At 66.8% G+C, this 22,528-nt stretch carries 27 protein-coding genes; 12 read left to right on the plus strand and 15 right to left on the minus strand.

The window, feature by feature from the left end:
- Positions 1 to 104 precede the first annotated feature (104 nt).
- Genes OG817_RS16230 through OG817_RS16240 form a run of 3 tightly spaced genes read right to left on the minus strand, consistent with a single transcriptional unit; the run spans position 105 to position 1,868 of the window.
- Positions 105 to 866 carry a cation diffusion facilitator family transporter gene (locus tag OG817_RS16230; RefSeq protein ID WP_406055524.1) on the minus strand — a complete coding sequence of 254 codons (762 nt, stop codon included), beginning with the start codon at positions 864 to 866 and terminating at the stop codon, positions 105 to 107.
- On the minus strand, positions 863 to 1,252 hold the full coding sequence (locus OG817_RS16235; protein WP_406055526.1) for an ArsR/SmtB family transcription factor: 390 nt from the start codon (positions 1,250 to 1,252) through the stop codon (positions 863 to 865). The genes OG817_RS16230 and OG817_RS16235 overlap by 4 nt, the downstream gene beginning before the upstream one ends.
- A gap of 55 nt (positions 1,253 to 1,307) precedes the next feature.
- Positions 1,308 to 1,868, minus strand: a complete 561-nt coding sequence (locus OG817_RS16240) for a DJ-1/PfpI family protein (RefSeq protein ID WP_406055528.1) — start codon at positions 1,866 to 1,868, stop codon at positions 1,308 to 1,310.
- 204 nt (positions 1,869 to 2,072) lie between these two features.
- Between OG817_RS16240 and OG817_RS16245 the strand changes: the two genes are divergently transcribed.
- The 4 genes from OG817_RS16245 to OG817_RS16260 all read left to right on the plus strand — a co-directional run bounded on the left by OG817_RS16245 (position 2,073) and on the right by OG817_RS16260 (position 5,178).
- On the plus strand, positions 2,073 to 3,080 hold the full coding sequence (locus tag OG817_RS16245; protein WP_406055530.1) for an ATP-binding cassette domain-containing protein: 1,008 nt from the start codon (positions 2,073 to 2,075) through the stop codon (positions 3,078 to 3,080).
- Positions 3,080 to 3,895, plus strand: a complete 816-nt coding sequence (locus OG817_RS16250; RefSeq protein ID WP_406055532.1) for an ABC transporter permease — start codon at positions 3,080 to 3,082, stop codon at positions 3,893 to 3,895. The genes OG817_RS16245 and OG817_RS16250 overlap by 1 nt, the downstream gene beginning before the upstream one ends.
- On the plus strand, positions 3,888 to 4,721 hold the full coding sequence (locus OG817_RS16255; RefSeq protein ID WP_406055534.1) for an ABC transporter permease: 834 nt from the start codon (positions 3,888 to 3,890) through the stop codon (positions 4,719 to 4,721). Before OG817_RS16250 ends, OG817_RS16255 begins: the two co-directional genes overlap by 8 nt.
- A 160-nt stretch (positions 4,722 to 4,881) precedes the next feature.
- The gene (locus OG817_RS16260) at positions 4,882 to 5,178 is read left to right on the plus strand and encodes a hypothetical protein (protein ID WP_406055536.1); all 297 of its coding nucleotides are present in this window, start codon (positions 4,882 to 4,884) and stop codon (positions 5,176 to 5,178) included.
- Here OG817_RS16260 and OG817_RS16265 read toward each other — a convergent pair.
- Positions 5,155 to 5,934, minus strand: coding sequence for a DUF899 family protein (locus tag OG817_RS16265; RefSeq protein WP_406055538.1), 780 nt, complete (start codon positions 5,932 to 5,934; stop codon positions 5,155 to 5,157). The genes OG817_RS16260 and OG817_RS16265 overlap by 24 nt on opposite strands.
- A gap of 113 nt (positions 5,935 to 6,047) precedes the next feature.
- On the opposite strand from OG817_RS16265, the gene OG817_RS16270 reads away from it, so the two are divergent.
- Positions 6,048 to 6,971 (plus strand): RNA polymerase subunit sigma-70, encoded by a 924-nt coding sequence (locus OG817_RS16270; protein ID WP_406055540.1) that lies wholly within the window; start codon positions 6,048 to 6,050, stop codon positions 6,969 to 6,971.
- Here OG817_RS16270 and OG817_RS16275 read toward each other — a convergent pair.
- Positions 6,961 to 7,725, minus strand: coding sequence for a carbohydrate deacetylase (locus OG817_RS16275; RefSeq protein WP_396390256.1), 765 nt, complete (start codon positions 7,723 to 7,725; stop codon positions 6,961 to 6,963). The two genes, OG817_RS16270 and OG817_RS16275, sit on opposite strands and share 11 nt — an antisense overlap.
- 305 nt (positions 7,726 to 8,030) lie before the next feature.
- On the opposite strand from OG817_RS16275, the gene OG817_RS16280 reads away from it, so the two are divergent.
- Entirely contained in the window at positions 8,031 to 8,408 is a 378-nt protein-coding gene (locus OG817_RS16280; protein WP_396390255.1) for a PLDc N-terminal domain-containing protein, read from the plus strand.
- Positions 8,408 to 9,124, plus strand: coding sequence for a neutral zinc metallopeptidase (locus OG817_RS16285; RefSeq protein ID WP_406055542.1), 717 nt, complete (start codon positions 8,408 to 8,410; stop codon positions 9,122 to 9,124). The genes OG817_RS16280 and OG817_RS16285 overlap by 1 nt, the downstream gene beginning before the upstream one ends.
- A 9-nt stretch (positions 9,125 to 9,133) precedes the next feature.
- Here OG817_RS16285 and OG817_RS16290 read toward each other — a convergent pair whose 3' ends face one another.
- The 3 genes from OG817_RS16290 to OG817_RS16300 all read right to left on the minus strand — a co-directional run bounded on the left by OG817_RS16290 (position 9,134) and on the right by OG817_RS16300 (position 11,856).
- Positions 9,134 to 9,961 carry a YhjD/YihY/BrkB family envelope integrity protein gene (locus OG817_RS16290; RefSeq protein ID WP_396390253.1) on the minus strand — a complete coding sequence of 276 codons (828 nt, stop codon included), beginning with the start codon at positions 9,959 to 9,961 and terminating at the stop codon, positions 9,134 to 9,136.
- Positions 9,962 to 10,078: 117 nt separating this feature from the next.
- Positions 10,079 to 10,885 (minus strand): methyltransferase domain-containing protein, encoded by an 807-nt coding sequence (locus OG817_RS16295; RefSeq protein WP_406055545.1) that lies wholly within the window; start codon positions 10,883 to 10,885, stop codon positions 10,079 to 10,081.
- The gene (locus OG817_RS16300) at positions 10,882 to 11,856 is read right to left on the minus strand and encodes an alpha/beta fold hydrolase (RefSeq protein ID WP_406055547.1); all 975 of its coding nucleotides are present in this window, start codon (positions 11,854 to 11,856) and stop codon (positions 10,882 to 10,884) included. Before OG817_RS16300 ends, OG817_RS16295 begins: the two co-directional genes overlap by 4 nt.
- A gap of 90 nt (positions 11,857 to 11,946) precedes the next feature.
- Here OG817_RS16300 and OG817_RS16305 point away from each other — a divergent pair, with 90 nt between their 5' ends.
- Both OG817_RS16305 and OG817_RS16310 read left to right on the plus strand, forming a co-directional pair.
- Positions 11,947 to 12,552 carry a TetR/AcrR family transcriptional regulator gene (locus tag OG817_RS16305; RefSeq protein WP_406057453.1) on the plus strand — a complete coding sequence of 202 codons (606 nt, stop codon included), beginning with the start codon at positions 11,947 to 11,949 and terminating at the stop codon, positions 12,550 to 12,552.
- Positions 12,553 to 12,597: 45 nt separating this feature from the next.
- On the plus strand, positions 12,598 to 13,050 hold the full coding sequence (locus OG817_RS16310) for a hypothetical protein (protein ID WP_406055550.1): 453 nt from the start codon (positions 12,598 to 12,600) through the stop codon (positions 13,048 to 13,050).
- Position 13,051: 1 nt separating this feature from the next.
- On the opposite strand, the gene lhgO is transcribed toward OG817_RS16310, so the two are convergent.
- A complete protein-coding gene (gene lhgO, locus OG817_RS16315) occupies positions 13,052 to 14,245 on the minus strand; it encodes an L-2-hydroxyglutarate oxidase (RefSeq protein ID WP_406055552.1) in 1,194 nt (397 codons plus the stop codon).
- 256 nt (positions 14,246 to 14,501) lie between these two features.
- On the opposite strand from lhgO, the gene OG817_RS16320 reads away from it, so the two are divergent.
- Together OG817_RS16320 and OG817_RS16325 are read left to right on the plus strand one after the other, a co-directional pair.
- The gene (locus tag OG817_RS16320) at positions 14,502 to 14,984 is read left to right on the plus strand and encodes a hypothetical protein (protein WP_396390248.1); all 483 of its coding nucleotides are present in this window, start codon (positions 14,502 to 14,504) and stop codon (positions 14,982 to 14,984) included.
- A 201-nt stretch (positions 14,985 to 15,185) separates the two neighbouring features.
- Positions 15,186 to 16,793 (plus strand): hypothetical protein, encoded by a 1,608-nt coding sequence (locus tag OG817_RS16325; RefSeq protein ID WP_406055554.1) that lies wholly within the window; start codon positions 15,186 to 15,188, stop codon positions 16,791 to 16,793.
- Between the two features lie 53 nt (positions 16,794 to 16,846).
- Here OG817_RS16325 and OG817_RS16330 read toward each other — a convergent pair whose 3' ends face one another.
- Positions 16,847 to 17,035 carry a hypothetical protein gene (locus tag OG817_RS16330; RefSeq protein WP_406055556.1) on the minus strand — a complete coding sequence of 63 codons (189 nt, stop codon included), beginning with the start codon at positions 17,033 to 17,035 and terminating at the stop codon, positions 16,847 to 16,849.
- Positions 17,036 to 17,186: 151 nt separating this feature from the next.
- Between OG817_RS16330 and OG817_RS16335 the strand changes: the two genes are divergently transcribed.
- Positions 17,187 to 18,674 (plus strand): alpha/beta hydrolase, encoded by a 1,488-nt coding sequence (locus OG817_RS16335; RefSeq protein ID WP_406055558.1) that lies wholly within the window; start codon positions 17,187 to 17,189, stop codon positions 18,672 to 18,674.
- 54 nt (positions 18,675 to 18,728) lie between these two features.
- Here the strand turns inward: OG817_RS16335 and OG817_RS16340 are convergent, their stop codons facing one another.
- The 5 genes from OG817_RS16340 to OG817_RS16360 all read right to left on the minus strand — a co-directional run bounded on the left by OG817_RS16340 (position 18,729) and on the right by OG817_RS16360 (position 22,526).
- Entirely contained in the window at positions 18,729 to 19,244 is a 516-nt protein-coding gene (locus OG817_RS16340) for a GNAT family N-acetyltransferase (RefSeq protein WP_406055560.1), read from the minus strand.
- The gene (gene vanX / locus OG817_RS16345) at positions 19,245 to 19,853 is read right to left on the minus strand and encodes a D-Ala-D-Ala dipeptidase VanX (RefSeq protein ID WP_406055562.1); all 609 of its coding nucleotides are present in this window, start codon (positions 19,851 to 19,853) and stop codon (positions 19,245 to 19,247) included. It lies immediately after the preceding gene.
- Positions 19,850 to 20,881, minus strand: coding sequence for a D-alanine--(R)-lactate ligase (gene vanA / locus OG817_RS16350; RefSeq protein ID WP_406055564.1), 1,032 nt, complete (start codon positions 20,879 to 20,881; stop codon positions 19,850 to 19,852). Before vanA ends, vanX begins: the two co-directional genes overlap by 4 nt.
- A complete protein-coding gene (gene vanH, locus OG817_RS16355; RefSeq protein ID WP_406055566.1) occupies positions 20,878 to 21,906 on the minus strand; it encodes a D-lactate dehydrogenase VanH in 1,029 nt (342 codons plus the stop codon). Before vanH ends, vanA begins: the two co-directional genes overlap by 4 nt.
- A gap of 65 nt (positions 21,907 to 21,971) precedes the next feature.
- The gene (locus OG817_RS16360) at positions 21,972 to 22,526 is read right to left on the minus strand and encodes a VanZ family protein (RefSeq protein ID WP_406055568.1); all 555 of its coding nucleotides are present in this window, start codon (positions 22,524 to 22,526) and stop codon (positions 21,972 to 21,974) included.
- Between the last annotated feature and the right edge of the window lie 2 nt (positions 22,527 to 22,528).

Genomic DNA, 22,528 nt, shown 5'->3' on the forward strand with positions numbered 1-22,528 from the left:
GGGCCGATGTCGCTGCGGCCAGCCGCCGACTTCGCGTACAGCCAGCCGGACGTCAGTCCTTCCCATTAGCAGGTACGTCAGGAGAGCCCAGCAGAGCGATCGGGTCAGTCCTTGCAGCAGTCGTCGGCGCATCCGTCCGTGCATCCGGCACTGCCGTCGGCAAGGGGCGCACAGCAGCCTTCGCCGCGCCAGGCTTGGAGACCCTCGCGCACCGCGACGCCGGCGATGGCCAGTCCGGCGATCGGATCGGCCCAGCCCCAGCCGAGGGTCGCGTTCAGCACCAGGCCCAGGAGCAGGACGGCGGACAGGTAGGTGCAGAGGAGTGTCTGGGTGGAGTCGGCAACGACTGCGTTCGAGCCGAGCGCCCGGCCGGTACGGCGCTGCGCCCACGACAGCAACGGCATGACGATCAGCGAAGCGATCGCCAGCCCGATCCCGACCGGCGAGGTGTCCGGGTCAGCGCCCGTGATCAGCGTCCGGGTCGACTCGAAGCCGACGTACGCCGCGAGTGCGAAGAACGAGAACGCGAGCAGCCGCAACGCCTGACGTTCGCGGGTCTCCGGGAGGTGATGGCGGAACTGCCACAAGATGATCAGTCCGCTGGAAACCTCCACGACCGAGTCGAGCCCGAAGCCGACCAGCGCAACGGAGCCAGCCACGAGGCCCGCGCTGATGGCGACCGCGGCCTCGATCACGTTGTAGGCGACCGACGCGCCGGCGAGCAGCTGAGCACGGCGGCCCAGGCGGCGCCGCTCCTCCGGATCACTGGTCCAGGTGCTGGACGGCGCGGTGGTGATCTGCACCGGCTGCAACTGCAACTCCGGCCGACCAGCAGATTCATGGTGCTCTGGATGGTTGTGGCTCATGGCGTGGTGTCCTCGGGCTGCCGTGCTGCCTCGCCGAAGTTCGGGCAGAGTGCGACTGCGTCGCCCGTCAGGCTGAGCAGCCGCTCGGCCGCCGACAGCATCTCGAGCGTCGCCTCAGGATGCGTGAGGCTGAACACCGAAGCCCGCCCCTGCGGGCGGGACTGCACCAGCCCACAGTCCCGCAAACAAGCCAAATGCTTCGACACCGTCGACTGCGCCAGCCCAAGATGCTCAGTCAGATCCACCACACGATGCTCACCGAGCGCCAGATGCCGCACGATCGCGAGCCGAGACACATCACTGAACCCATTGAAAAGACACGCCGCCACCACCAACGCCCGAGTCTCGTCAACCCCAACATCGACCAAACCAGGTGTCATCGCCATCCAGCGATGTTATCGGCTGAGATCCCACAAGGGAACCTCCGCGGGCTTCGGGCAGTCAGGCCGGGGCGTGCTCTTTCAGGATTGTCATGAAGGCTCGCATCCACGCGGGGTGGTCGGGCCAGGCGCGGCCGGAGACTACGTTGCCGTCGACCACCGCGTCGCCGTCGACCCATTCCCCTCCCCCGGCCGTGATGTCGAGTGCAAGCGCCGGGTACGCCGACGTCTTCCGCCCGTTCAACAGGCCGGCAGCCGCCGGGATGAGTGGTCCGTGACAGAGTTGGGCCACAGGCTTCGACTCGCCGTAGAAGTGCTTCACGATCCGCTGGCAGTCGGCGTCGTTGCGGATGTACTCCGGTGCACGCCCACCCGGAATCACCAGCGCGACGTAGTCGGCCGGATCCACGTCGGCGAACGCGATATCGGCCTGCCAGGTGTGCCCGGGCTTCTCGGTGTACGTGTCGAACCCGTCCACGAAATCGTGCACCACGAACTGCAACTTCTTCACCGCGGGCGCCGCCACGTGGACGTCGTACCCCTCCTCGAGCAGCCGCTGGTAGGGGTAGAACACCTCCAGGTCTTCGGCGGCATCACCGGTCAGAATCAGCACCTTCGCCATCACGCCATCTCCTTCGCAGCCGGGGCTTCCACTCGTCAGCCTCTGCCTGCCGACCGAAGCAGGTCAAGGGTCGACGACCGCGGCCAGGGCGAGCGCGAAAATCGAGTGCCGGGGCGAATCCGAACTGGTATGGTCCGATGACGCCCCGCAGGTCCCGGTGTGCGCGTGCGGAGACCTGCCGTCAGTGGAAGGTTGGATGCGCACGTGATCATCGAGGTCTCCGATCTCACCAAGGACTTCTCACGGCCGGATGTGCGCCCGGGACGCTTCGCGGGCACGCGATCGCTGTTCACCCGGGCCCGCAAAGTCACCCGAGCGGTCGACGGGATCAGTTTCCAGATCGACGACGGTGAGTTGATCGGATTTCTCGGTCCGAACGGCGCGGGCAAATCCACCACGATCAAGATGCTCACCGGCATCCTGGTCCCCACCTCGGGCACCGTCACGGTCGCCGGCCAGGTCCCGTGGCGTGATCGCCGCCGGAACGCACGCACCATCGGCGCCGTCTTCGGGCAGCGGACCCAACTCTGGTACGACCTCCCCTTGCGCAACTCGTTCGAGATCATCCGGGACCTCTACACGATGGACCCGGCGACGTACCGGACCCGGCTCGGGGAGTTCACCGAGCTGCTCGACCTGGACGAGTTCATCGACACCCCGGTGCGGTCGCTCTCGCTCGGTCAGCGGATGCGCGGCGACCTGGTCGCCGCGATGCTGTACGCCCCGCGGATCCTGTACCTCGACGAACCGACGGTCGGACTCGATGTCGTTGCCAAAGGCAAGATCCGGGAGTTCGTCGCGGAGATCAACGCCGGCCGCGGTACGACGGTCATCCTGACCACCCACGACATGGACGACGTCGAGCGGCTCTGCCGGCGGGTGGTGATCATCGACCACGGCAAGATCCTGTACGAGGGCGACGTCGAGATGCTCAAGGCGCAGTACGTCACCAGCCGGGACGTCGTGGTGCACTGCACGGACTTCGACGCCACCACGATCGCGTCCCCGTTCGCGGAGGTGGTCTCGGCCGACACCGTCAAGGCGACGCTGCGGTTCGACCCGGACGCGACGGCCGCACCGAAGGTCGTCCACGACCTCACCTCGCGCTACCCGATCACGGACCTGTCCCTGCTCGAGCCGGACCTCGAGGACGTGATCCGGCAGCTGTACACGGAGCGGACGCCGGTGGCCGCACGCAGTACGGGCGACTGATGCCCGTCGACACACTGAGCACCCGCCTGACCGGGCTTCGCGGCTTCTACCGGGCCGGGTACCAGTCCGTCCTCGCCTACCGCGCGGACCTTCTGTTCGGGATCGTCGGGCTGGTCATCCAGGCCACGCTGACCGTGGTCGTCTGGCGCGTTCTGTTCGTCGGTCACGAGCAGGTCGCCGGAATCGGGAGCGCAACCGCGGTCGCGTACGCCGTACTGGCGGCCTGTCTTCAGGCGGTCGTCATGCCGTGGCAGTTCTCGTCACTCCCACTGCGAGTCATGCGCGGTCAGATCGGCGTGGACATGATCCGGCCGCGGTCGCTGATCAGCCAGAACCTGGCCCAAACCGGCGGCACGATGGTCGGCAGACTTCCGCTCGGGGCAGCGGGCCTGGTCACCGGCCTCGCGCTCGGAGCGGTGAAGGCGCCGCACACCGTACTCGACCTGCTGGCCTCGGTCGTGTCGATGGCGCTCGGTGTCGCGAACATCATGACCATCAATCTGCTGGTGTCGATGACCGCGTTCTGGACTCTCGAGATCGGCGGCATCATGATCCTCTACCGGTTCGGGTCGGCGTTCCTGTCCGGCGCCTTGATCCCACCGTGGTTCATGCCGGAGTGGCTGCAACCGATCATCGGCTGGCTTCCGTTCCAGGCGCAGATCTACGCGCCGCTGTCCATCTGGTTCGGGACCAGGCACGGGGCCGAACTGGTCGGCACGCTGGCGCTCCAGCTCGGCTGGGTGGTGGTGCTCTTCCTGCTCCTGCAACTGGTCTGGCGCCGAGCCGTCCACAAGGTGGTGGTGCTCGGTGGCTGAGCAGGTCACGACCCTGACCGCGGTCCGGGAGGATCTGCGCGCGAGCCGGATCCTGCTGAGGGCCGGCTGGCGTGCCGCGATGAGCTATCGCGTCAGCTTCCTCTCGGCGATCCTCGGCGGAATGGTGCTGCAGGGTACGCAACTGTTGTTCATCGGGGTCCTGCTCGCGAAGTTCAACGTCATCGACGGCTGGCGGTTGAACGACATCGCGTTCCTGTTCGGGATGAGGCTGGCCGCGCATGCGTTCTACGTGGTCCCGTTCGGTGCGCTGCTCTCGATCGACCAGGCGATCCAGCAAGGCGATGTCGACCGCTACCTGCTGCGCCCGGCCGGAATCTACCTGCAGGTCGTGACCCGCTACGCACCACTCATGGCCCTCGGCGACGCTCTGCTCGGGTTCGGAGCGCTGGCGGTCTTCGCCCCTCAGGCCTCGGTGGACTGGACGCCGGGAAAGGTGGCGTTCCTGATCGCCGCGCTGGTCGGTGGTGGCCTGGTCGAGACCGGCATGCAAACCTTCCTGGCCGGGCTGTCCTTCCGGATGACGTCCACCATGTCGCTGCGGATCCTCGCCGACGACACCATCACGCGTTTCAGCGGCTATCCGCTGACGATGTTCAGCCGCTGGGGATTCCTGTCCCTCACCTTCATCTTCCCAATGGCGTTCATTGCCTACCTCCCGGCCACCGTGCTCCTCGATCGAACCGACGACCTGCCGATACCTGCCTGGCTGGCGTACCTCTCACCGGCCGGCGGGCTGGTCGTCTTCGCCCTCGGTCTCGCCTTCTTCAACCGGATGATCCGGAGGTACAACAGCCCGGGCAGTTGAGGCCGCCAGGACCCGATTGATCGCACTCGGTCATGGTCAGAGCACGGGCCGTTCGCGTCGCGATTCTCCCTCCTGGAAACGCCTAATTAAGGCTTCCCGCAGGCCGTCCGCCGTGCCACTCTGCTGCTGTCGACAGGGCGAGCTGGAGGTGCGCCGAGAGATGAGCCTGGCAAGTCAATCGATGGTCCTTGTCACTGCGATTCGCCTGGCCAATGGTCATGACGATGTGGACGGTGTGACGACCGTCCGATGGGAGGGCAATGCGGGGCCGGAGGAAAGCTCTATCGGCGATCTCGTGCTCTGGATCGCCCGGTCACGGGGGCATGCGTACCTCCAATGGCCCAGCGGACAGCGCGGGCCGCGCCTGCACGTGGCCAACCATCCGACGCGACGCTCGGTGCGCAGCGGCCTGACGGCCGACGGCAGCGACGGCCTACTGTCCTTGCCGCGGTTCTGACGCTGGTTGTCCACAGCAATGACCCTCCGGGTCGCCGGCGGATTCGTCCTGCCGTACGGCCCCCGGCCTGGTCCACTGCGGGACGGGCCGGCCGTCCTGGGCCCACCAGGTGTAGGTCCGGTACTGCGGCCAGCCCGCCGGTGAGTCCTCCCACTCTTCCTGACGGCCGTACACCGTCAGATCGAGCAGGCGGGCCTGCAGCATGGTCGCCTCGACACCCCGGCCGATCGTCTCACCGGTCAGGAACACCCGATCGCCGATCCTCAAATAGCAGGCGATGTTACCTGGGTCGTCAAGCAGGCCCGGCCCGACGCCGGGGTCTTCGACACCGGCCATGGAGTACCACGGCAGGGTGTAACCCATGAACTCACGGAACGGGGCGATCTCCTCCCACGGTCCCTCGCAGAAGACTGCGAACGACACTCCGCGATGGTTCAGATAGCTGGCGTCGTGGACGTCGAAGATCGACGCGGTGCACCCCTCGCACTGACCTTCGATCCCCTTGCCGGTATGCCACATGTGCTTGTAGGCGATGAGTTGGTCGCGGCCATCGAACACGTCCCCCAACGAGACGGGCCCGCCCTCGCCGACCAGGCTCGCCGACGCGTCGACCTCGGTCATCGGCAGCCGGCGCCGGGCCGCGGCGATCGCGTCGCCCTCCCGGGTGTGGGCCTTCTCGCGGGCGAGCAGCCCCCGGCGTTCGCGGAGGAAGGTCTCCCGGTCGACGATCGGTGGCGTGGCGGTCGCTTCGGTCATGGCGTCGTCCTTTTCGGTGGATGCTGTCAGAAGGTTGGACGAGCGACCCGCCGAATCGTCATCGCTTTTCTTTCGCCCAGTTGGTCGACGGCACCGTTGGTACGGTGAACCGCATGACGAGCGCCGCGGCCGACGACCGGTTCCGTGACGCGTTCGACGAGCACCGGCGCTCGCTGCATGCGCACTGCTACCGGCTCGCAGGCAACGTCGCCGACGCGGACGACCTGGTGCAGGAAACGTTCCTGCGCGCCTGGCGCTCTCGCGCGCAGTACGAGGGCCGGGCGGCGATCCGGACCTGGCTCTACCGGATCTCCACCAACGTCTATCTCGACCACCACAAGGCAGCGGCGCGGCGGACCGTACCGGCGGGCGATCCCCTGGAGTGGTGCACCGACATCGGCCCCTACCCTGACGCCGTGCCGGGCGAGGACCCACAGGCCGACCTGGTGGCGCGGGAGACCGTCGAGCTCGCGCTGATCGCCGCGCTGATGTATCTGCCGCCACGGCAACGGGCGGCGTTCGTCCTCCGGGACGTGTCAGGCTGGACGGCGGCCGAGATCGCCGAGGCCCTCGACCTCGCGGTGCCTGCGGTGAACAGTCTGATCCAGCGCGCCCGGCGGACGATTCGCCGGCACGCTCCGGGCGATCCGCGGCACTGGCGCCGGCCGGCGCTGACCGCCGAGGACGAGGAGATCCTCCGCCGGTACGCGGCAGCGACCGACCCAGCCAGCCTCCGGGAGTTGCTGGCCGACGACGTACGCATCACCATGCCGCCGGACGCACCGGTCATCGGGATCGATGCCGTTGCCGAGTTCCTGACCAGGCCGCTGGACTGGCGAACGTTCCCGTCCGCCGCCAACGGCCGTCCTGCCCTGATCTGCTATCTGCGCAGCCCCGGCAGTGATCAGTACGACGCGATGGTCGTCGACGTCCTCACCATCGAGGGCGGCCGGATCGTGGAGAGCAACGCCTTCGTCGGCCCACACCACGTGGCCGCCTTCGGCATGCCACCCGCCGTACCGGCTGTCAGTCGGTGAACGCGTTGCGCATCGACACCAGCTCGATGCCCCGCTCCTCGATCGCCTTGCGGACCTCCGGGTCGGTCACGATCTCCTGGTCCGACAGCCGGTACTCCTCGGCCCACCGGTAGGTGTACGTGCCGGGCGACGTCATCGCCGCGAGTTCCGGATGAGCGGCGGCGCAGTGCGTGACCAACAGGTGTACGCCGGGCGTCAGGCCGGCGATGTGGTCGAGCATCCACGCCTTCTTGCCGTCCGCCTCCCGGTCGCTCAAGGTCACGATCGAGGCGAACCGCTGCGACTCGACCGGGCCGTAGATGAACGGCTTGCCGGCAGCGTTCGAGACCTCGTCGTACGCCGACTCCTGCGCGGACTGCCCCATGTGGACGTCCAGGTAGTCGATCGAGAGCCCTTCCGCGGCGAACTTCGCCACCTGGGCGGACAGCTCGCGGACGGAGTCGGCATGGGTGATCGAAGCCCGCGCCGCGTCGACCGTGCGGAGGAACGTTCCGTCATCACCGACCAGCGACGGTCCGTCGGTCAGCGGCCGCCACCGCAGGAAGTCCCATTCGCAGGTCAGGGTCTGATGCACGCCGAGCGGAATCCCGGACTCACGCGCCAGCGCCGCGGCCTCGGTGAACCAGGGGCACGCAGCCATGGTGGAGGCCTGCGTCAGGATCCCCTCCCGGAACGCCTCCATCGTGCCGACATTGACGGCATGACACATACCGAAGTCGTCACCTTGAACAATGAGCCTGATGTCACCAGCCACGCGCACTCCTCAGATCAGCGGACGAACCCGAGGACGACCGTACCCCCGCACTCAGGACCTCAGTCCACCTGCTGTGGTCAGACGTGGCCGGTTGGGGTGGGGTCCGGTTCAGGGTGTGAAGGTCTGGCGAGGAACTCGAGCCTGACCAGCACGGGCGGTGACTTCCTCACCCGCGTCGGGTGAGCACGTCGCCGATCCACGGTCCGGACCCGAGCTCATCCATGCCGGGTGATCCCAGACGGCCGCCGGACCGCGACCGTGGTCCCGAGAGGGACTGATCGGCGCGACAGCGAAGGGATGCAGTCATGAGTTTCTGGGACATCATCTGGTTCATCATCGTCACGTTCGCGTTCGTCGCGTACCTGATGGTGCTGTTCCACATCATCACGGACATCTTCCGCGACAAGTCGCTCGCGGGCTGGGCCAAGGCCCTCTGGGTGATCTGTCTGGTCTTCTTCCCGCTACTGACCGCCCTGGTCTACCTGATCGCCCGCGGCAAGGGCATGGCCGAGCGTTCAGCGGCGGCGTGGGGAAGCGCGAAGGCCGCGCAGGACGACTACATCAAGTCGGTCGCCGGGTCCTCGTCGCCGGCCGAGCAGATCAACCAGGCACAGCAACTCCTCACCGCGGGCACGATCACGCAGACGGAGTTCGACACCCTGAAGGCCAAGGCCCTCGCGTAGTGACAGCCGTCGACCCGGTGCTCCGACGCCTCAGGCTCGCTGGATTCGCGACCACCGTCGCGGTCCTGGCGGCCGCCTGCGGCGGGACGACGTCGGCGCCACCTGCTGGTACGACGACCGCGACACCAGAGGCTGCGACTACCGGCACCTCGGCGCCGGTCGATCTCGCTGCCATGCGTGTGGACGAGGAGTCCGCCGTCAAGGCGGTGGACACGTACTGGCGCACGCACTTCTCCGAGCACTTCGACGGCCAGTACAAGAGCCCCCGGGTGGAGGGCAGCTACGTCGGTGCGAACGGACCGTCGTGTGGAGGAGAACCGTCGGTACCGTTCAACGCGTTCTACTGCGGGCCGGGCGACTTCCTCGCGTGGGACGAGCAGTTGATGGCAGCCGGCTACAGCCAGATCGGGGACGCGTGGATCTACCTGATCATCGCCCACGAGTGGGGCCATGCGATCCAGGCCAGGCTGAACCGGGACCAGGTCTCCGTCCAGGCGGAACTGCAGGCGGACTGCCTGGCCGGCGCCGCGCTCCAGGGCGCCGCGAAGGACGGGCTGATCGAGATCGAGCCCGGCGACAGCGAGGAGCTCGCCCAGACGCTGGCCGCTGTCGCCGACGACTACCCCTGGACCAACGAGAGCGATCACGGCAACGCTCAGGAACGGACGTCGGCCTTCAACACCGGAGTACAAGGAGGAGTGCAGGCCTGCGCCTGAACCGGCCGGTCAGGTACGGCGCTCGTCGTGCTCGGCGAGGGCCGCACTGAGCTGGGCGCCGACGACCGCTGAGCCGACGATCACGAGAGCGAGCACGACCAGCCACGAGATCAACGCGATCGCTACGCCGATCACGCCGTACCGCTCTGTGTTGCGCTCGATCAGGTGCGGTACGTACACGGCGCCCGCCGAGGTGACGACCACCTGAGCTACCGCGCTGACGACGGCGCCAGGGAAGAGCAGGCGCCAGGAGACCCGCCGGCTCAGCAGCAGCCAGCTGGCGAGCCACCACCCCGGAACCGCCGTACAGATCTGAGCGATCACGGTGATCAGGAGGCCGACCGGCAGCTCATCAGCCAGACTCGCCAGGTAGCCCAGCAGGATCAGGGCGATGAGCAGGAGGAACGCACCCTCGATGCCGTTGACCGTCCTGCGCAGCCCGCGAGCAGGCAGGTTCCACGCCAGTTCGTAGGTCCGCTGGACCGATCGCGCGAAGCTGCTCGCGGACACCAGGACGGTGATCACGCTCAGGAAGGTCAGACCGCCCGAGTCGCCCGGCGGCCGCCCGAACAGGGACCGCACCGCATCCGCGGACGGGCCGGTCAGCGAGAACCTGTCGATCACCCAGTCACCGACCGCCAGCGAGTCGGAACTGCTGAACCACGTCGCCAGCACGACCAGCAGCGGAATCAGCGCGATGAAGGCCTGCCCTGCCAGCGTCAGCGCCCGGTCGTAGAACCTGATCTCGATCGAGGCGACCACGATCCGCCAGACGACGCTCTGCCGCACGATCCGCACCACCCGCAGTACGAGCGGATGCTCGGCCCACCGGCTCACCACGGGTCCCAGCCCTCACCCATCGCATCGCTCCCCCGGGCACACGCATCACGGATCTACGACGCTAGGCGCGACCGCGGGCGCAGTACTCCTCCCTGACGGGTGAGGACGCGCAGACTAATGGGCTCGGGCGACCGCCTGGATGGCTCGGAGCCGGCCGTCGGACAGACCCTCGGTGAGGTTCTTCACCCGGTCGCGGAAGTTGGGGACGAACGCGTGCAGCCCGAGCGGATTGGGTGGAAGTGACTGCATCGCTCGCATCATGGCACCGACTTGCTCGGTCAGATCCGTCCAGTGCTCGACGGTGAATCCGGCCGACTCGATCGCGGCACACAGGGCTGCCGGAGTGCTCAGATGGGTGTGCTCGGGTACGTCGGCCCACGGCAACGGGTAGTCGAGTCGGAGCTCGTCGCCGGCGGCGATGTCCCACACGGCGAGCTGACCGCCGGTCCTCAGAACGCGCCTCGCCTCCTGATAGAGGCGGTCCTTGGCGGCCACGTTCATCTGGACGTGCTGGCTGAACACGACGTCGAACGACGACTCGTCGAAAGGCAGCGCGGTCACGTCCCCCTGCCGTACGACGATCCGATCGTCCAGGCCGACGAGACCGTTGAGCCAGCGGGCGGTGTCGCAGTACTCCTCGGACAGGTCGACCGCCGTCACCGCGCAGCCGAAACGGGCCGCGAGGTAGCGTGCGGATCCTCCGATGCCTGTGCCGGCGTCCAGCACTTCACTGTTCGGCGTGAGGTCGACCAGGTCCACAAGCTGGACGGTCACGAGTCGGCCGCCGGTGTGGTAATCCTCGAGCAGCGCGAGATCGGCGGCCTCGAGCCCGTCCAGGTCTTTGCCAGCAGCAACGAGGGCCTGCTCGATGGCGGCCCGGGACTTGCCGGTCACGTACTGGGCCGGAAGTGCGTCTGTCATGCCTCCTCCACTCCGTGACCCGACGCGATGCGGGCGATCGCGGCGGCCAGGAGGTCCGGGTGTTCGCTGGTGGTCAGGTGGCCGCCCGGGAAGGTGATGATCCGGGCTTCGGGCACCCTTTCCCGAGTGGCAGTGATCTGGCGGTGCTCGTAGGGGTCTTCGGTGCTGCCGCCGACGTACAAGGGCACTGTGCCGTTCAGTTCTCGGGCGATCGCGGCGAAGTCCCAGCGCGCCGCGTTGCGGCGGTGTTCCTTGACGAATCCGGCACCGTCGTGGAGGAACATCGCTCCGTCGCGGCGCACCACTGCCGACCAGAGTTCCTTGAGTTCGGTCTCGGTCGGGTCGTAGTCGCGGGAGTACATGCGGGCCTGCTTCCAGCCCCGGACGAACGACGCGAACGACCGTTGCAAACTCCGCGCTCCGAGGGCACCGAGCGGAGACCGGAGCATCGGAGTTCCCTGCCACGGGTGCGTATGCGCGTCGGCGAACAAGCCGCCGTTCACCATGAAGACCGCGGCGATCTCCGGCCCGGTCGGTCGGCGCAGGAGTTCCAGAAGCGCCAGCGAGCTGTAGTCGAAGGTGACCACGACGGTACGACGCACGCCGTGGTGCCGCCATAAGGCGCCGACGAGATCGGCCCGTCCGACCGTGGAATGCGGGTAGCGCTTGGGCTTGTCCGAATCCCCCTGCCCGACGGGGTCGACGTACAGGCGTGGACCGACGCCGGCGGGGAGCAGACGATCCACCTGCGCCCAGCCGTACGAACCGTCCGGGAATCCCGGCAGCATCGTCAGCCACACGGCATCCCCAGCTGTGGGCGTCGCGCGCTCGAAGACTTTCAGCACGCCGGGTCTGCTGGCGGCCTCGTCATCGGTCAGTACACGAGCGGACTCGGCGTCGTACCAGATCCGCCGGCCGCCTGCGAACCATGCGTCCGCGGTCACCCTCGGCGTGTCGGTCGTCGTCTCCATGTGGGGTCCTCCCTGGAATTAATGTGGACACCGTCCACATTAGCTCGGTTTGGTGGACAGTGTCCACATTGATAACCTGAGCTGGTGAGCATCGGCGAGGGAGCACCACGGTCGCGGCGGCGCCCGCGAGGCGACGTACGCGCCGGCTTGGTCGCCGCCGGGGTCGAGCTGGCTCGCACGGGCGGTCCTGACGCGGTCGTACTGCGCGAAGCGACCCGGATCGTCGGCGTCGTACCCAACGCCGCCTACCGGCACTTCGCAGACCGCGACGAGCTACTCGCCGAGGTCTGCACCGTGGCCATGAACGAGCTGGCCGACCGCATGGCTGCTGACATCGCTCGCGTCCGCGGCAAGCGCGGGAACCCCGGTGCGGCCCAACGCCGGCTGGGTGCGATCGGGACGGCGTACCTGCGGTTCGCCCATGAGGAGCCCGGGCTGTTCGCCACCGCGTTCGCTGTGCCGCAACAGCACGGCTATAACGACCGCACTCCCCTGGGTCTGCTGCGGGACGCGCTGGACGAGCTGGTGGAAGCCGGCGTCCTCGATCCGCAGCGACGCGAGGGCATCGAATACCCCATCTGGTCCATCGTGCACGGAACCGCCGTACTCACCGGCCAGGGCCCACTCCGCGATGCCCCCGATCTCCGCCAGATCGAAAGCCTCAGCCTGGCCTTCATCGCCAACAGCCTCACGTAACGACCGCGTTAGGCTGGCTTGGCCGACGTCGATCTGGAGGCCGTGATGGATGCTGATGCCAAGCAGCGCGTCAAGGATGCGCTGATCGCTCAGGCCGAGGCGGGGCTCCGGTCGTCGCGGGCGAGTGTGGCGGAGCACGACTCCGCCGCAATGCTGGACTCCGACGCGGCGGATTCGGTCGACGACCTGTCCCAGTCCGGCGAGGCCGCTGACCTGGGCGGACTGCTCGACGACGTCGAGGCTCGGCAGAAGCGGATCCTGACCCACATCAAGGCGCTCGACTCCGGGATCAAGACGGCCGTGGCGCCAGGCGCACTCGTCGGCTTCGACGGGGAACGGTACGTCGTCGGAGTGGTGGCTGAAGCGTTCGAATGCGACGGCGTCACGTACGAAGGGCTCTCCTCCGACTCACCGATCTACGCGTCGCTCAAGGGTCTGGGGCTCGGCGACACGTTCAGCTTCGGCAGCCGCGAACACCACGTCGACTTCCTCGCGTGACTCAAGCCCGGCGGCCGCAGAGCTCCTGGGCGATGTGTTCACCGATCGGCAGGCAGGCCGTGGCGGCTGGGGACGGCGCATTGAGGACATGCAGTGTCCGGCCGTCACGGAGGAACAGGAAGTCGTCGACGAGTTGCCCCTGCTTCGTCACCGCCTGAGCACGGACGCCCGAGCCTGCCCGCCGTACGTCGGCCACCTGCAAGTCGGGCAACATCCGCTGCGCGGCGCGGACCAAGGCCTTGCCGGTGAGTGAGCGCAGAAATTCCTGTGCCCCGGTCTTGCCGTATCGCCGCGCGAGTCGCCAGGAGCCTCGGTAGGTCAACGACTCCCACAGGTCCTTCGGCACGATCTTCGACCAGCGGTAACCCTCCCGAGCCAGCGCCGGTACGGCGTTCGGCCCGATGTGCACCGTGTCGTCGATACCCCGGGTCAGGTGCACTCCCAGGAACGGCAGATCCGGGTCGGGCACCGGATACACGAGTCCCTTCACCAGATAGTCACGCTCCGGCACGATCTCGCTGTACTCACCGCGGAACGGCAGGATCTGCACGCCCGGCTCCAGACCCGAGGCCCGAGCGAGCCGATCACTGTGCAGACCGGCACAGACCGCGACCCGATTCGCCTCGATCACCTCGTCCGTCGTCTGCACCCGCACCACCGAGCCGGCACTCTGGACCGAGGTGACCGTCACGCCCGTGCGGATCTCGCCACCCTCCGCCCGAACGTCGTCGGCCAGCGCACGCGACACCAGCTTGAAGTCCACGCGCCCGGTCGAATCGACCGCCAGCGCACCTCTCACGCGCAGGTGCGGTTCACGCTCCCTGACCTCGTCGAGAGTCAGCCGCCGTACCGGCACGCCGTTCTCATGCCCCCGGCCAAAGAGCCGGTCGAGCTGCACCATCTCGGCCTCGGTCGTGGCGACCACGAGCTTCCCGGGGACATCCACCGGAATCTCCTTGGCCTCGCAGAACTCCCGCAGCGCCGCCCCACCGGCCACCGCCAGCCGCGCCTTGAGCGATCCAGGCTTGTAGTACAACCCCGAGTGAATGACGCCCGAGTTGTGTCCGGTCTGGTGGGCCGCAACCGCGGACTCCTTCTCCAGCACCACAACCGGCGTACCCGGATCCAGCCGCTGCAAAGCCCGCGCCACCGCGAGCCCCACAACACCCCCACCAACCACCACCGCCGACCCCATCAGGCCTCCCGTACCTAGACGTCCCCCCGGACAAGCTACCGGTGCGGCCCGAGCTCGAGCCTCTCCGCACAAAAGAACCGCCGGACCACCCCCGAGATACATCCCATCCGCGGTACCTACGCCTGCCGCTCGTCCCGGGTGTCCGGCGGGTCTCATCCAGGTGGGGTGAGGCGCTGGCCGGGCGTGGAGGGAGAGCATCCAGGTGCGGCCCGCTGCTGGTTGCGGCCGGCGGACGCAGCGAGAGGAGAGGGCAGACATGGCTGAGGGTGGTGGGAAGAAACTCGCCGGCTTCGTGGTTTTCGCCGGCGCGTTGCTCATGGTGGAGGGCCTGATCAATGTGGTCCACGGGCTCACCGCTCTGCTCTCCGACGAGCGGCTGGGGATGCACCAGGAAAGGCTCGTCATCGTGAACGTGACCGCCTGGGGGTGGGTGGTCCTGATCTCCGGGCTGCTCCTGATCCCCATCGGCGGCGCCCTGCTGACAGGAGCCTCCTGGTCCCGGATCGCCGGGATCGTGGTCGTCAGCCTGCACGCGGTGACGCAGATCGCGTGGCTCAGCGCCTATCCCGTCTGGGCGGTGCTGATGCTCGCGCTGGATGTCATCGTCCTGTACGCCCTGACCGCCAAGTGGTCCGAGGTGCAGGACAGCCTGGGCGGCGTAGGCGACGCCCCCTGGAGCGCGATGGAAGGCCCCGAATACTCACAGGCCGATCGCGGCCCAGCCCCGCCCCACGTCTGACAGCCCCGGCCGCTCAGACGAGCGCACCCGCCGGCCCGGACGCAGGCTGGCGGGTGACATCTGCGCACAGGCGCCCGGCGAGCGTCGGTGTCAGCCGCCGGCCCCCACGTTCGAAGCGTAGCCCCGCGTTCTCGGCGAGTCGTTGACAAGTGTCCGGGTGCGGATCAGTGTCTGAAGAAGGCTGCTCCAGGGGGAGACACCATGCCAGCTTCAGGGGAGATTTCTGTCGCGGACAGCGCTCCTAAGGAAGTCAAGGATCGCTCGAAGAAAGAGGCGAGGACGCCGCAGTTCGACGCGACTGTCGGCGTACCTGCTATCAAGGTGCCGAAGCGGAATGGGACGCCCAAGCATCGGCTGGTGGCGATCGGGGACTCGCTGACGCACGGGTTCCAGAGTGGGGCGGTGTTCAACACCGACATCTCCTACCCGGCCATCATCGCCTACGAGCTCGGGTGGCTCGACAAGTTCCGCTATCCGCGCTATCCCGGGTACGGCGGCCTGCCGTTGAACATGGAACTTCTTCTCCGTGAGTTGGCGGACCGCTTCGGCGCCGAGCTGAACCTTTTCGAAGTTCCGCTGGCGCTGTTCGCGGCCAGGTCGTGGATGGGCAAGCTCGAGGACTACTACGAACGTGGCGACGGCAGCCACGTGCCGATGACCACCGGGTACAACCACGCCTTGGCCGTGTACGGCTGGGATCTGCGCGACGCGCTCGAGAAGACCTATGACACCTGCGCCGCACGGATCGGCTCGCCCCGCGACGATCTGATTCACCAGATAGTCCAGAACCACAACGATCGGGCCGCCCTGTCCGTCTATCCGAATGGGTCGGACGACGATCGGAAGCTGACTCTCTTCCAAGCCGCGGCCAAGCTGGGAGACGAGAAGGAGGACTCCGAGTGCGGCATCGAGACTCTGATCGTCTTTCTGGGCGCCAACAACGCGCTGAAATGCGTGACCCAACTGCGCGTCGGCTGGAGCGGTGACGACTACCGTGAGCTCGGCAAGAAGGAGCAGTACACGGTCTGGCAACCAACTCATTTCGCCGCCGAGTTCGCGGAGATCGTCGACGAGATCAAGAAGATCAACGCCCGGCACGTCATCCTCTGCACCGTCCCGCATGTGACGATCCCGCCGATCAGCCGGGGCATCGGCACCAAGATCCAGCCGGGTTCGCGGTACTTCCCGCACTACACCAGACCGTGGATACGCGACGAGGACTTCGACCCGCGCCAGGACAAGTCCATCACCGGCCCGGAAGCGTTCGCGGTGGATGTCGCGATCGACATGTTCAACCAGACCATCGAGGACGCCGTACGCGCTGCCCGTAAGGGAAACCCAGCACGCGACTGGTACCTACTGGACGCCGCCGGCCTGCTCGACCGGATGGCTTCGCGCCGCTTCATCACCGATCCCAACGCGCGACCGGACTGGTGGACGCCTTATCCACTGCCGCCCGCTCTGAAAGCGCTGCAACCCGTCGTCGACTCGCGGTACCTCGCCAGTGACGGGCGAGGCGGACGTGCGGCCGGCGGCCTCTTCTCACTCGACGGCGTCCATCCGACCACGGTCGCCTACGGCATCCTCGCCCAGGAAACGATCAACATCCTCCGCGTCGCCGGCGTCCCCTTCACCACTCCGAACGGCACGCCGCGCCCGGACCCCGTCAACGTCGACTTCGACCGCCTGATCCGCCTCGACACCCTGGTCCAACGCCCACCCGGGAACGTCACCCCAACCCTCGACATCCTCAGCTGGGCCGACGAGAAACTCGACTGGGCCAAACGAGCCCTCACCTTCCTCAGCTGAACCGCAAGAGGCGCCTTCCGTCACCAACCGCTCTGGATCGGCCGGGCGTCGGGTCAGAGTTCGCCGCCCAGGGCGTTGGCGAGGCCGTCTCGGGTGAGGCCGAGGCGGTTCAGCATCTCTGCGTCCGCGTCGTCGTCGGGGTCGAACTGATCTGGCAACTGGTCTGCGACCGACTCGGCGACATCGGGTCCGTAGGCGCGGCGAATGATCGCGATGGCCTCGGCCTTCGTGAGAACCGCCATGATTCCTACCTTTCAAGGGCTTGGGCGCGATCGCCCGCCGTTGGCTCCTGGCAGATCTGTTCACGTCAGGTGTAGCACGCGGTGTCGAACTGGCAGCACCTCGTTCGACGCACTGCCAGGCGACGTGATCGACCAACGAGAGGAAGCTCCCATGCCTTCATTCATCGAGCGCTTCCGCGCGCACAGACGACGGCTGCCGGCCACCGCACTGGCGGCCGTCGCGGCGGCGAGCGGACTCACAATGGGCATCACGCCGGTACCCTCCGCCGCACACGTGGGTGGCAGCTCACTGTCCTGGACGCCTTGTCCCGGAGTACCCGAGCCGGCCCTGGGGCTGGAATGCACCACGGTTCGCGTCCCACTGGACTACGCACAACCTGCCGGCGAGACCATCGAGATCGCGGTCTCGCGGCTGCCGAGCACCAACCCTGCTCGCCGGCGTGGCGTGCTGTTCCTCAACATCGGCGGCCAAGGTGACTCGCAGGCGGCGCTGCCGCTCACGCTGGTGTCGCTGGGCCTTCCTGCCAGTGTGCGGGAGAGCTACGACCTCATCGAGTTCGACCCGCGCGGCATCGGACGCAGTACGCCGCTGACCTGCAACCTGCGGCCCGACCAGGCGGCCACTCTGATCCCGCCGCCGTACGCACGGACGGCCGCGGACGTCGACCAGCGTGCCGCCGACGCCCGGCAGATCGCCGAGCAGTGCGCGCAGTCCAGCACCGCGCATCTGCTGCCCTACATCACCAACACCAACGTCGCGAGGGACATGGACCGGATCCGCCAAGCTCTCGGCGAGCAGCGGATCTCCTACCTCGGGTACTCGCACGGAACCTACCTCGGCACGCTCTACGCCGCGCTCTTCCCGAAGCGCACCGACCGGATGGTGTTCGACAGCGTCAGCGGTCTCGGTGGGCTCGATGCCGTCGGCGCTCGGAGGTGGGGCCTGGGATTCGAGCTGCGGTTCCCGGACTTTGCGCGGTGGGCCGCATCTCAGGACGCGACGTACGGACTCGGTGCCACCCCGGCGCAGGTGCGGACGCGGTACCTGCAGATTGTCGACAAGCTCGACCAGGAACCAGTCGCCGGAATCAGCGGGGCCGTTCTGCGCGCCATGACGTACGGCATGCTGTTCAGCGATTCGATCTTCCCGGCCCTGGCGTCGGCCCTGCAGGCACTCGCCGGCGGCCAAGCACCGCAGCTGCCGCCTCCGCCCGCGGGCGGAGACTTCTCCGGCATGCTTGCGCTGGTCTGCAACTCCCCCGGTTGGTCTCGGGACGTCGACACCTACCAGCGCCACGTGGCTGTCGACCGGATTCGCTACCCGCTGTTCGGCCCGGCGGCGGCCAGCGTCTGGCCGTGTGCGTTCTGGCCGGCCAAACCCGAGCCGCGAGTAGACATCAGCAAAGCAGGATCGTCGACAATCCTGCTGGTGAACAATCTGCGCGATCCGGCCACGCCGTACGTCGGGGCCGTCGAGCTGCACCGGAAGCTCGGTGCGGGATCCCGCCTGATCACCGTCGACCAAGGCGGCCACCTGTCCTACCTCTTCGGCAACAACACCTGCGCGAAGAACATCGAGACCACCTTCCTGGTCGACGGCAAACGCCCACCGCGAGACGCGTTCTGCCCCGGCACCTAACGCTCGCTCCCGGGCAGCGGTGCGGAGTCAACCAACCGCACCGCTGCCCAGTCCTCAGGAACTGCGTCGCACGCTCCGCTCGGGATCATTGAGCAGTCTGCGAGCGGTTCCGCTGAGCTGGTTGAGATCACGCAGGAACCGGGAAGACGTTCCTGTTTGGTCTAGGTAACCGCGGCGTCGGTAGAACGCATGTGCATCCTGGCGGCGGTCCGCGCTGGTGACCTCCATGCGTACGCATCCCTGGCTTGCAGCGAACGATTCCGCCGCCGCAACCAGTTCGCCGCCGATGCCCTGGCCGCGTGCGTGATCGGAGACGACCAGAGCCATGATCCTACCCGAGGAGCCGGCGAGCTGGAAGAACGGACAGATGTGGACCGCGACCAGGCCGAGAAGGTTGCCGTCAGCATCGGCCACATAGGCTGCGCTCAAGGTGTCGTCACCCCAGGTCTGGATTCTGGTTGCTGTTGTCGCGGTGCCGTCCTGGGCGTACCCGAGCTGCTCAAGCAGCTCGTTGACGGCGTCCGCATCGGTCGTGTGTGCCGGTCTTATCCGCACGCTGTCCCCGGTCAACTAGGCGATGAGAAAGTCGAAATAGGTGTCTGGGTAGGGTTCGTCCCGCAGTGTGTAATGCCACCATTCGCAGTCGTAGGAGCTGAACCCGCTGGCTTCCATGACAGAGCGAAGGTACCTGCGGTTTGCCGCTTCGACCGGCGTGATTCCCTTGGCTCCATGGTGTGAGACCGAATCCATCAGGTCATGGTCACCTCCCATGGAGGCGAGTTCACCGGTGGTCAAGTGATAGAGCGTCAGGTCAACAGTGCTGCCTCGGGTGTGACCCGACCTGGCGGCCACATATCCCCTGTCGAACATCTCGGCCCTGTCGATCTTCGGATAGTGCCGTAGCTTCGTCCGCCCATCCTCCGGTTGCTTCGACCAGCGCAGAAAGCTGTCCACGGCGCGCTGAGGGCGATAGCCGTCCCAGAGAAGCAGGCCGAAGCCGAGGGAAGCGGCCGACTCTTGGGCTCTTCCCAGGGCCGCGCACATGGCCGTCGTACCGACAATTCGGTTGGCCAGATACCCGTCGACCGGCTTGCCGGTGAAGTTGTCCCAGGTGGCGTACTTGGCATCCCACCGTACGCCGGGTACGAACTCGTCCACGAAGACAAGGTCAGCTTTCATCGGAGCTTGCCTGTCACCGCCAGCGACACCATCGCGTCGATCACCTCGGCCATCGGCATCCCGGCGGCGGCCATCATCCTCGGATAACGGCTGTACGACGTCATACCAGGGAATGTGTTGACCTCGTTGAGGACCACCTCACCGTCTTCGGTGAGGAACATGTCCACCCGGGCGATTCCCCTGCAGCGCAAGGCACGATAGATGGCCTTCGCTGTCTCCTGAACGAGCGAACGCGCTTCTGCCGAGATGTCAGCCGGAACGATCGGTGTCGAGTTGTCAGAACCGGTCTCGGGCGAACTCTCCTGATGGATTCGGAAGAAGCCATGAGTCAGCGCGATCCGATCCACCTCGCCGACCACCAGATCCAGATCGTTCCCGAGGACGGCACATCCGACCTCGCTGCCGACGACGGCTTCTTCGATCAACACCCCCGAGTCGTACTGCCGTGCGAATTCCATTGCGCCCGGCAACTCTTCCTTCCGGGACACCTTGCTGACACCGAAAGACGAGCCCGAACGGGCCGGCTTGACAAAGACCGGATAGCTGAACTGGCCGGCGTCGATGTTCTCGTCCGCCGAGACCGTCCAGAAATTCGGTGTAGCGATCCCCGCGCTGCCGGCCACGATGTAGGCCAGGGACTTGTCCATACACAGGGCGGAACCTTGGATGTCGCACCCTGCATAGGGGATGCCGGAGAGCTCCAAGAGGCCCTGGATCGCGCCGTCCTCGCCGAGTTTGCCGTGCAGAACAGGCAACACCACGTCCAGGCTGATCGTCTCGTATCGTCCCTGCTCCAGGACCAGCAATCCGTGGACGCCTCGGTCCGGCGACAGGACGACCGGACGGCAGTCATCGGTCTCCCAGCCTACGGCCGGGCCGTCACAGAGCATCCACGCACCGCTCGTCGTGATCCCGATGTAGTACGGTTCGTACTTTTCGGCATCGAGGTGTTGTGCGATCTCTTGCGCGGATTTGACGGAGATGGGGTGTTCTTCGGAACAGCCGCCGAACAGAATGCCGATCTTCATATCCATTGCTGCTTTCTGTGTTCGAACGCGAGGCAGTTGGTCAGAGAGTTCTCAACGGTGTCACTCAGGGCACGGTCGGTGTAGTAGGCGGTGTGCGGACTGATCAGCACAGTGGGCAGTTCGTGGAGTCGCAACAACAACGTGCTGTTGATGGGTTCATTTCTGCAGTCGGCGTAGAAGATTCCTTCCTCCCCTTCGAGGACGTCCAGCGCCGCGCCACCGATGCTTCCGCTTTCCAGGGCTGGAACAAGGGCCTCGGTGTCGATCAGCGCGCCGCGCCCGGTGTTGACGATGAACGCGCCGTACTTCATCTGCCCGATACGTTCGCGATTCAAGAGGTGGCGCGTGTCCGCGGTGAGCGGCGTATGGAGGGAGACGATGTCGCTTTGCTCGAGCAGTTCGTCGAGCCGTACGAAATTGGCACCCGCCTTGGGCCGCTTGTCATACGCCAGGACACGGCAGCCGAAGCCTCGTAGCCTGTCCATGACTGCGGTGCCGATGCGACCCGTTCCGATGACCCCGGCAGTCAGGTCGCGGAGTTCTTTCCCGCGCACCTCATTCAGTCTGTAATCATGAACATCTACACGGCGCATGATGGATTTCGCATCGCGCACCGCCATCAACATGAGCATCAGCGTGTAGTCGGCCACGCTGTCGGGCGAATAGTCGACATTCTCGACGAGGAGCCCGACGCTCTCGGCGTACTTCACATCGACGTGGTTGTACCCGACGCTTCTCGTGGAGACGTACTCCACGCCGGCCCGGCTGAGCGCCAGCAGAGTGGCGTTGGTGATCTGGGTCTTGTGACCGACGCTGATGCAGCGATTTCCGGAGGCGAGGTCGACATTCGCTTCAGATACCGCCTCGGCTGTGATGGTTGGCGTGACCCTAAAACGAGGTGCCAACTCTCGGAACAGAACCGCCTCGTCCTGCCCGCATCCAAAGATCGTGATTCCCGTGACCGGGGCGGCCGAGGTGGACGACGCCAGCCATCGAACGAGAGCCGCTGGTTCGCTGTAGGTCATGCCACCCAGTCAAGGGGGCACGGTGTTGTCCGCCTGTATGCGGATTTCGATACGCCGACGAAATGCTAACGACGGGTAACCCGTGGCCGAGTGACGACAGGAATGCACCACCAGCGGTACGACGCCAGCGCGGCCAGCCCGGCGCCGGCGGTGTTGAGCAGTACGTCGTCCACCGAGGACACCCGGTCAAGCCGCAGGACGTACTGCGCGACCTCGACCAGGATCGAGCAACCCGCCGCGAGCGCCAGGATCCGCGGAACCGACGCCAGCGCGGCGAACCGGAGGGGGACGAAGAACCCCAGCGCTGCGAACACCAGCAGGTTGCCGGCAACCTGAGGCGTCGACATCGTGAGTAGGTCCCGCAGCGGTACGAGGCTCACCCGGCCGGGGACCTCACCCGCGCGGCTGCCTGGCAGCAGGATCATCCATACCCACGGCACCGTCCCGTAGAAGATGCCGACCTCCGCGAGCGAGGTGCGCCACGGCCGCGTCACGCCAGTGGCTTTCCGCCGGTGTGCCAGCACCCACACCACCAGCGCGGCCAACGGCAGCAAGGCCACGGTCAGGAAGGCAACGCCAGTGAACGTGTCGAACCAGTGGTCCCACCCGTTGATGATCACGC

The organism is Kribbella sp. NBC_00889 (assembly GCF_045207705.1).
GTDB lineage: Bacteria > Actinomycetota > Actinomycetes > Propionibacteriales > Kribbellaceae > Kribbella.

Bases quoted from the DNA above. Each gene is read 5' to 3' on its own strand.
- OG817_RS16280 (WP_396390255.1), top strand. From the start codon at position 8,031: ATGAGTTTCTGGGACATCATCTGGTTCATCATCGTCACGTTCGCGTTC.
- OG817_RS16330 (WP_406055556.1), bottom strand. From the start codon at position 17,035: ATGGCGGTTCTCACGAAGGCCGAGGCCATCGCGATCATTCGCCGCGCC.
- OG817_RS16300 (WP_406055547.1), bottom strand. From the start codon at position 11,856: ATGGAGACGACGACCGACACGCCGAGGGTGACCGCGGACGCATGGTTC.
- OG817_RS16320 (WP_396390248.1), top strand. From the start codon at position 14,502: ATGGCTGAGGGTGGTGGGAAGAAACTCGCCGGCTTCGTGGTTTTCGCC.
- OG817_RS16230 (WP_406055524.1), bottom strand. From the start codon at position 866: ATGAGCCACAACCATCCAGAGCACCATGAATCTGCTGGTCGGCCGGAG.
- OG817_RS16270 (WP_406055540.1), top strand. From the start codon at position 6,048: ATGACGAGCGCCGCGGCCGACGACCGGTTCCGTGACGCGTTCGACGAG.
- OG817_RS16335 (WP_406055558.1), top strand. From the start codon at position 17,187: ATGCCTTCATTCATCGAGCGCTTCCGCGCGCACAGACGACGGCTGCCG.
- OG817_RS16240 (WP_406055528.1), bottom strand. From the start codon at position 1,868: ATGGCGAAGGTGCTGATTCTGACCGGTGATGCCGCCGAAGACCTGGAG.
- OG817_RS16235 (WP_406055526.1), bottom strand. From the start codon at position 1,252: ATGGCGATGACACCTGGTTTGGTCGATGTTGGGGTTGACGAGACTCGG.
- vanX (WP_406055562.1), bottom strand. From the start codon at position 19,853: ATGAAAGCTGACCTTGTCTTCGTGGACGAGTTCGTACCCGGCGTACGG.
- OG817_RS16325 (WP_406055554.1), top strand. From the start codon at position 15,186: ATGCCAGCTTCAGGGGAGATTTCTGTCGCGGACAGCGCTCCTAAGGAA.
- OG817_RS16295 (WP_406055545.1), bottom strand. From the start codon at position 10,885: ATGACAGACGCACTTCCGGCCCAGTACGTGACCGGCAAGTCCCGGGCC.
- OG817_RS16250 (WP_406055532.1), top strand. From the start codon at position 3,080: ATGCCCGTCGACACACTGAGCACCCGCCTGACCGGGCTTCGCGGCTTC.
- OG817_RS16310 (WP_406055550.1), top strand. From the start codon at position 12,598: ATGGATGCTGATGCCAAGCAGCGCGTCAAGGATGCGCTGATCGCTCAG.
- vanA (WP_406055564.1), bottom strand. From the start codon at position 20,881: ATGAAGATCGGCATTCTGTTCGGCGGCTGTTCCGAAGAACACCCCATC.
- OG817_RS16260 (WP_406055536.1), top strand. From the start codon at position 4,882: ATGAGCCTGGCAAGTCAATCGATGGTCCTTGTCACTGCGATTCGCCTG.
- lhgO (WP_406055552.1), bottom strand. From the start codon at position 14,245: ATGGGGTCGGCGGTGGTGGTTGGTGGGGGTGTTGTGGGGCTCGCGGTG.
- vanH (WP_406055566.1), bottom strand. From the start codon at position 21,906: ATGACCTACAGCGAACCAGCGGCTCTCGTTCGATGGCTGGCGTCGTCC.
- OG817_RS16265 (WP_406055538.1), bottom strand. From the start codon at position 5,934: ATGACCGAAGCGACCGCCACGCCACCGATCGTCGACCGGGAGACCTTC.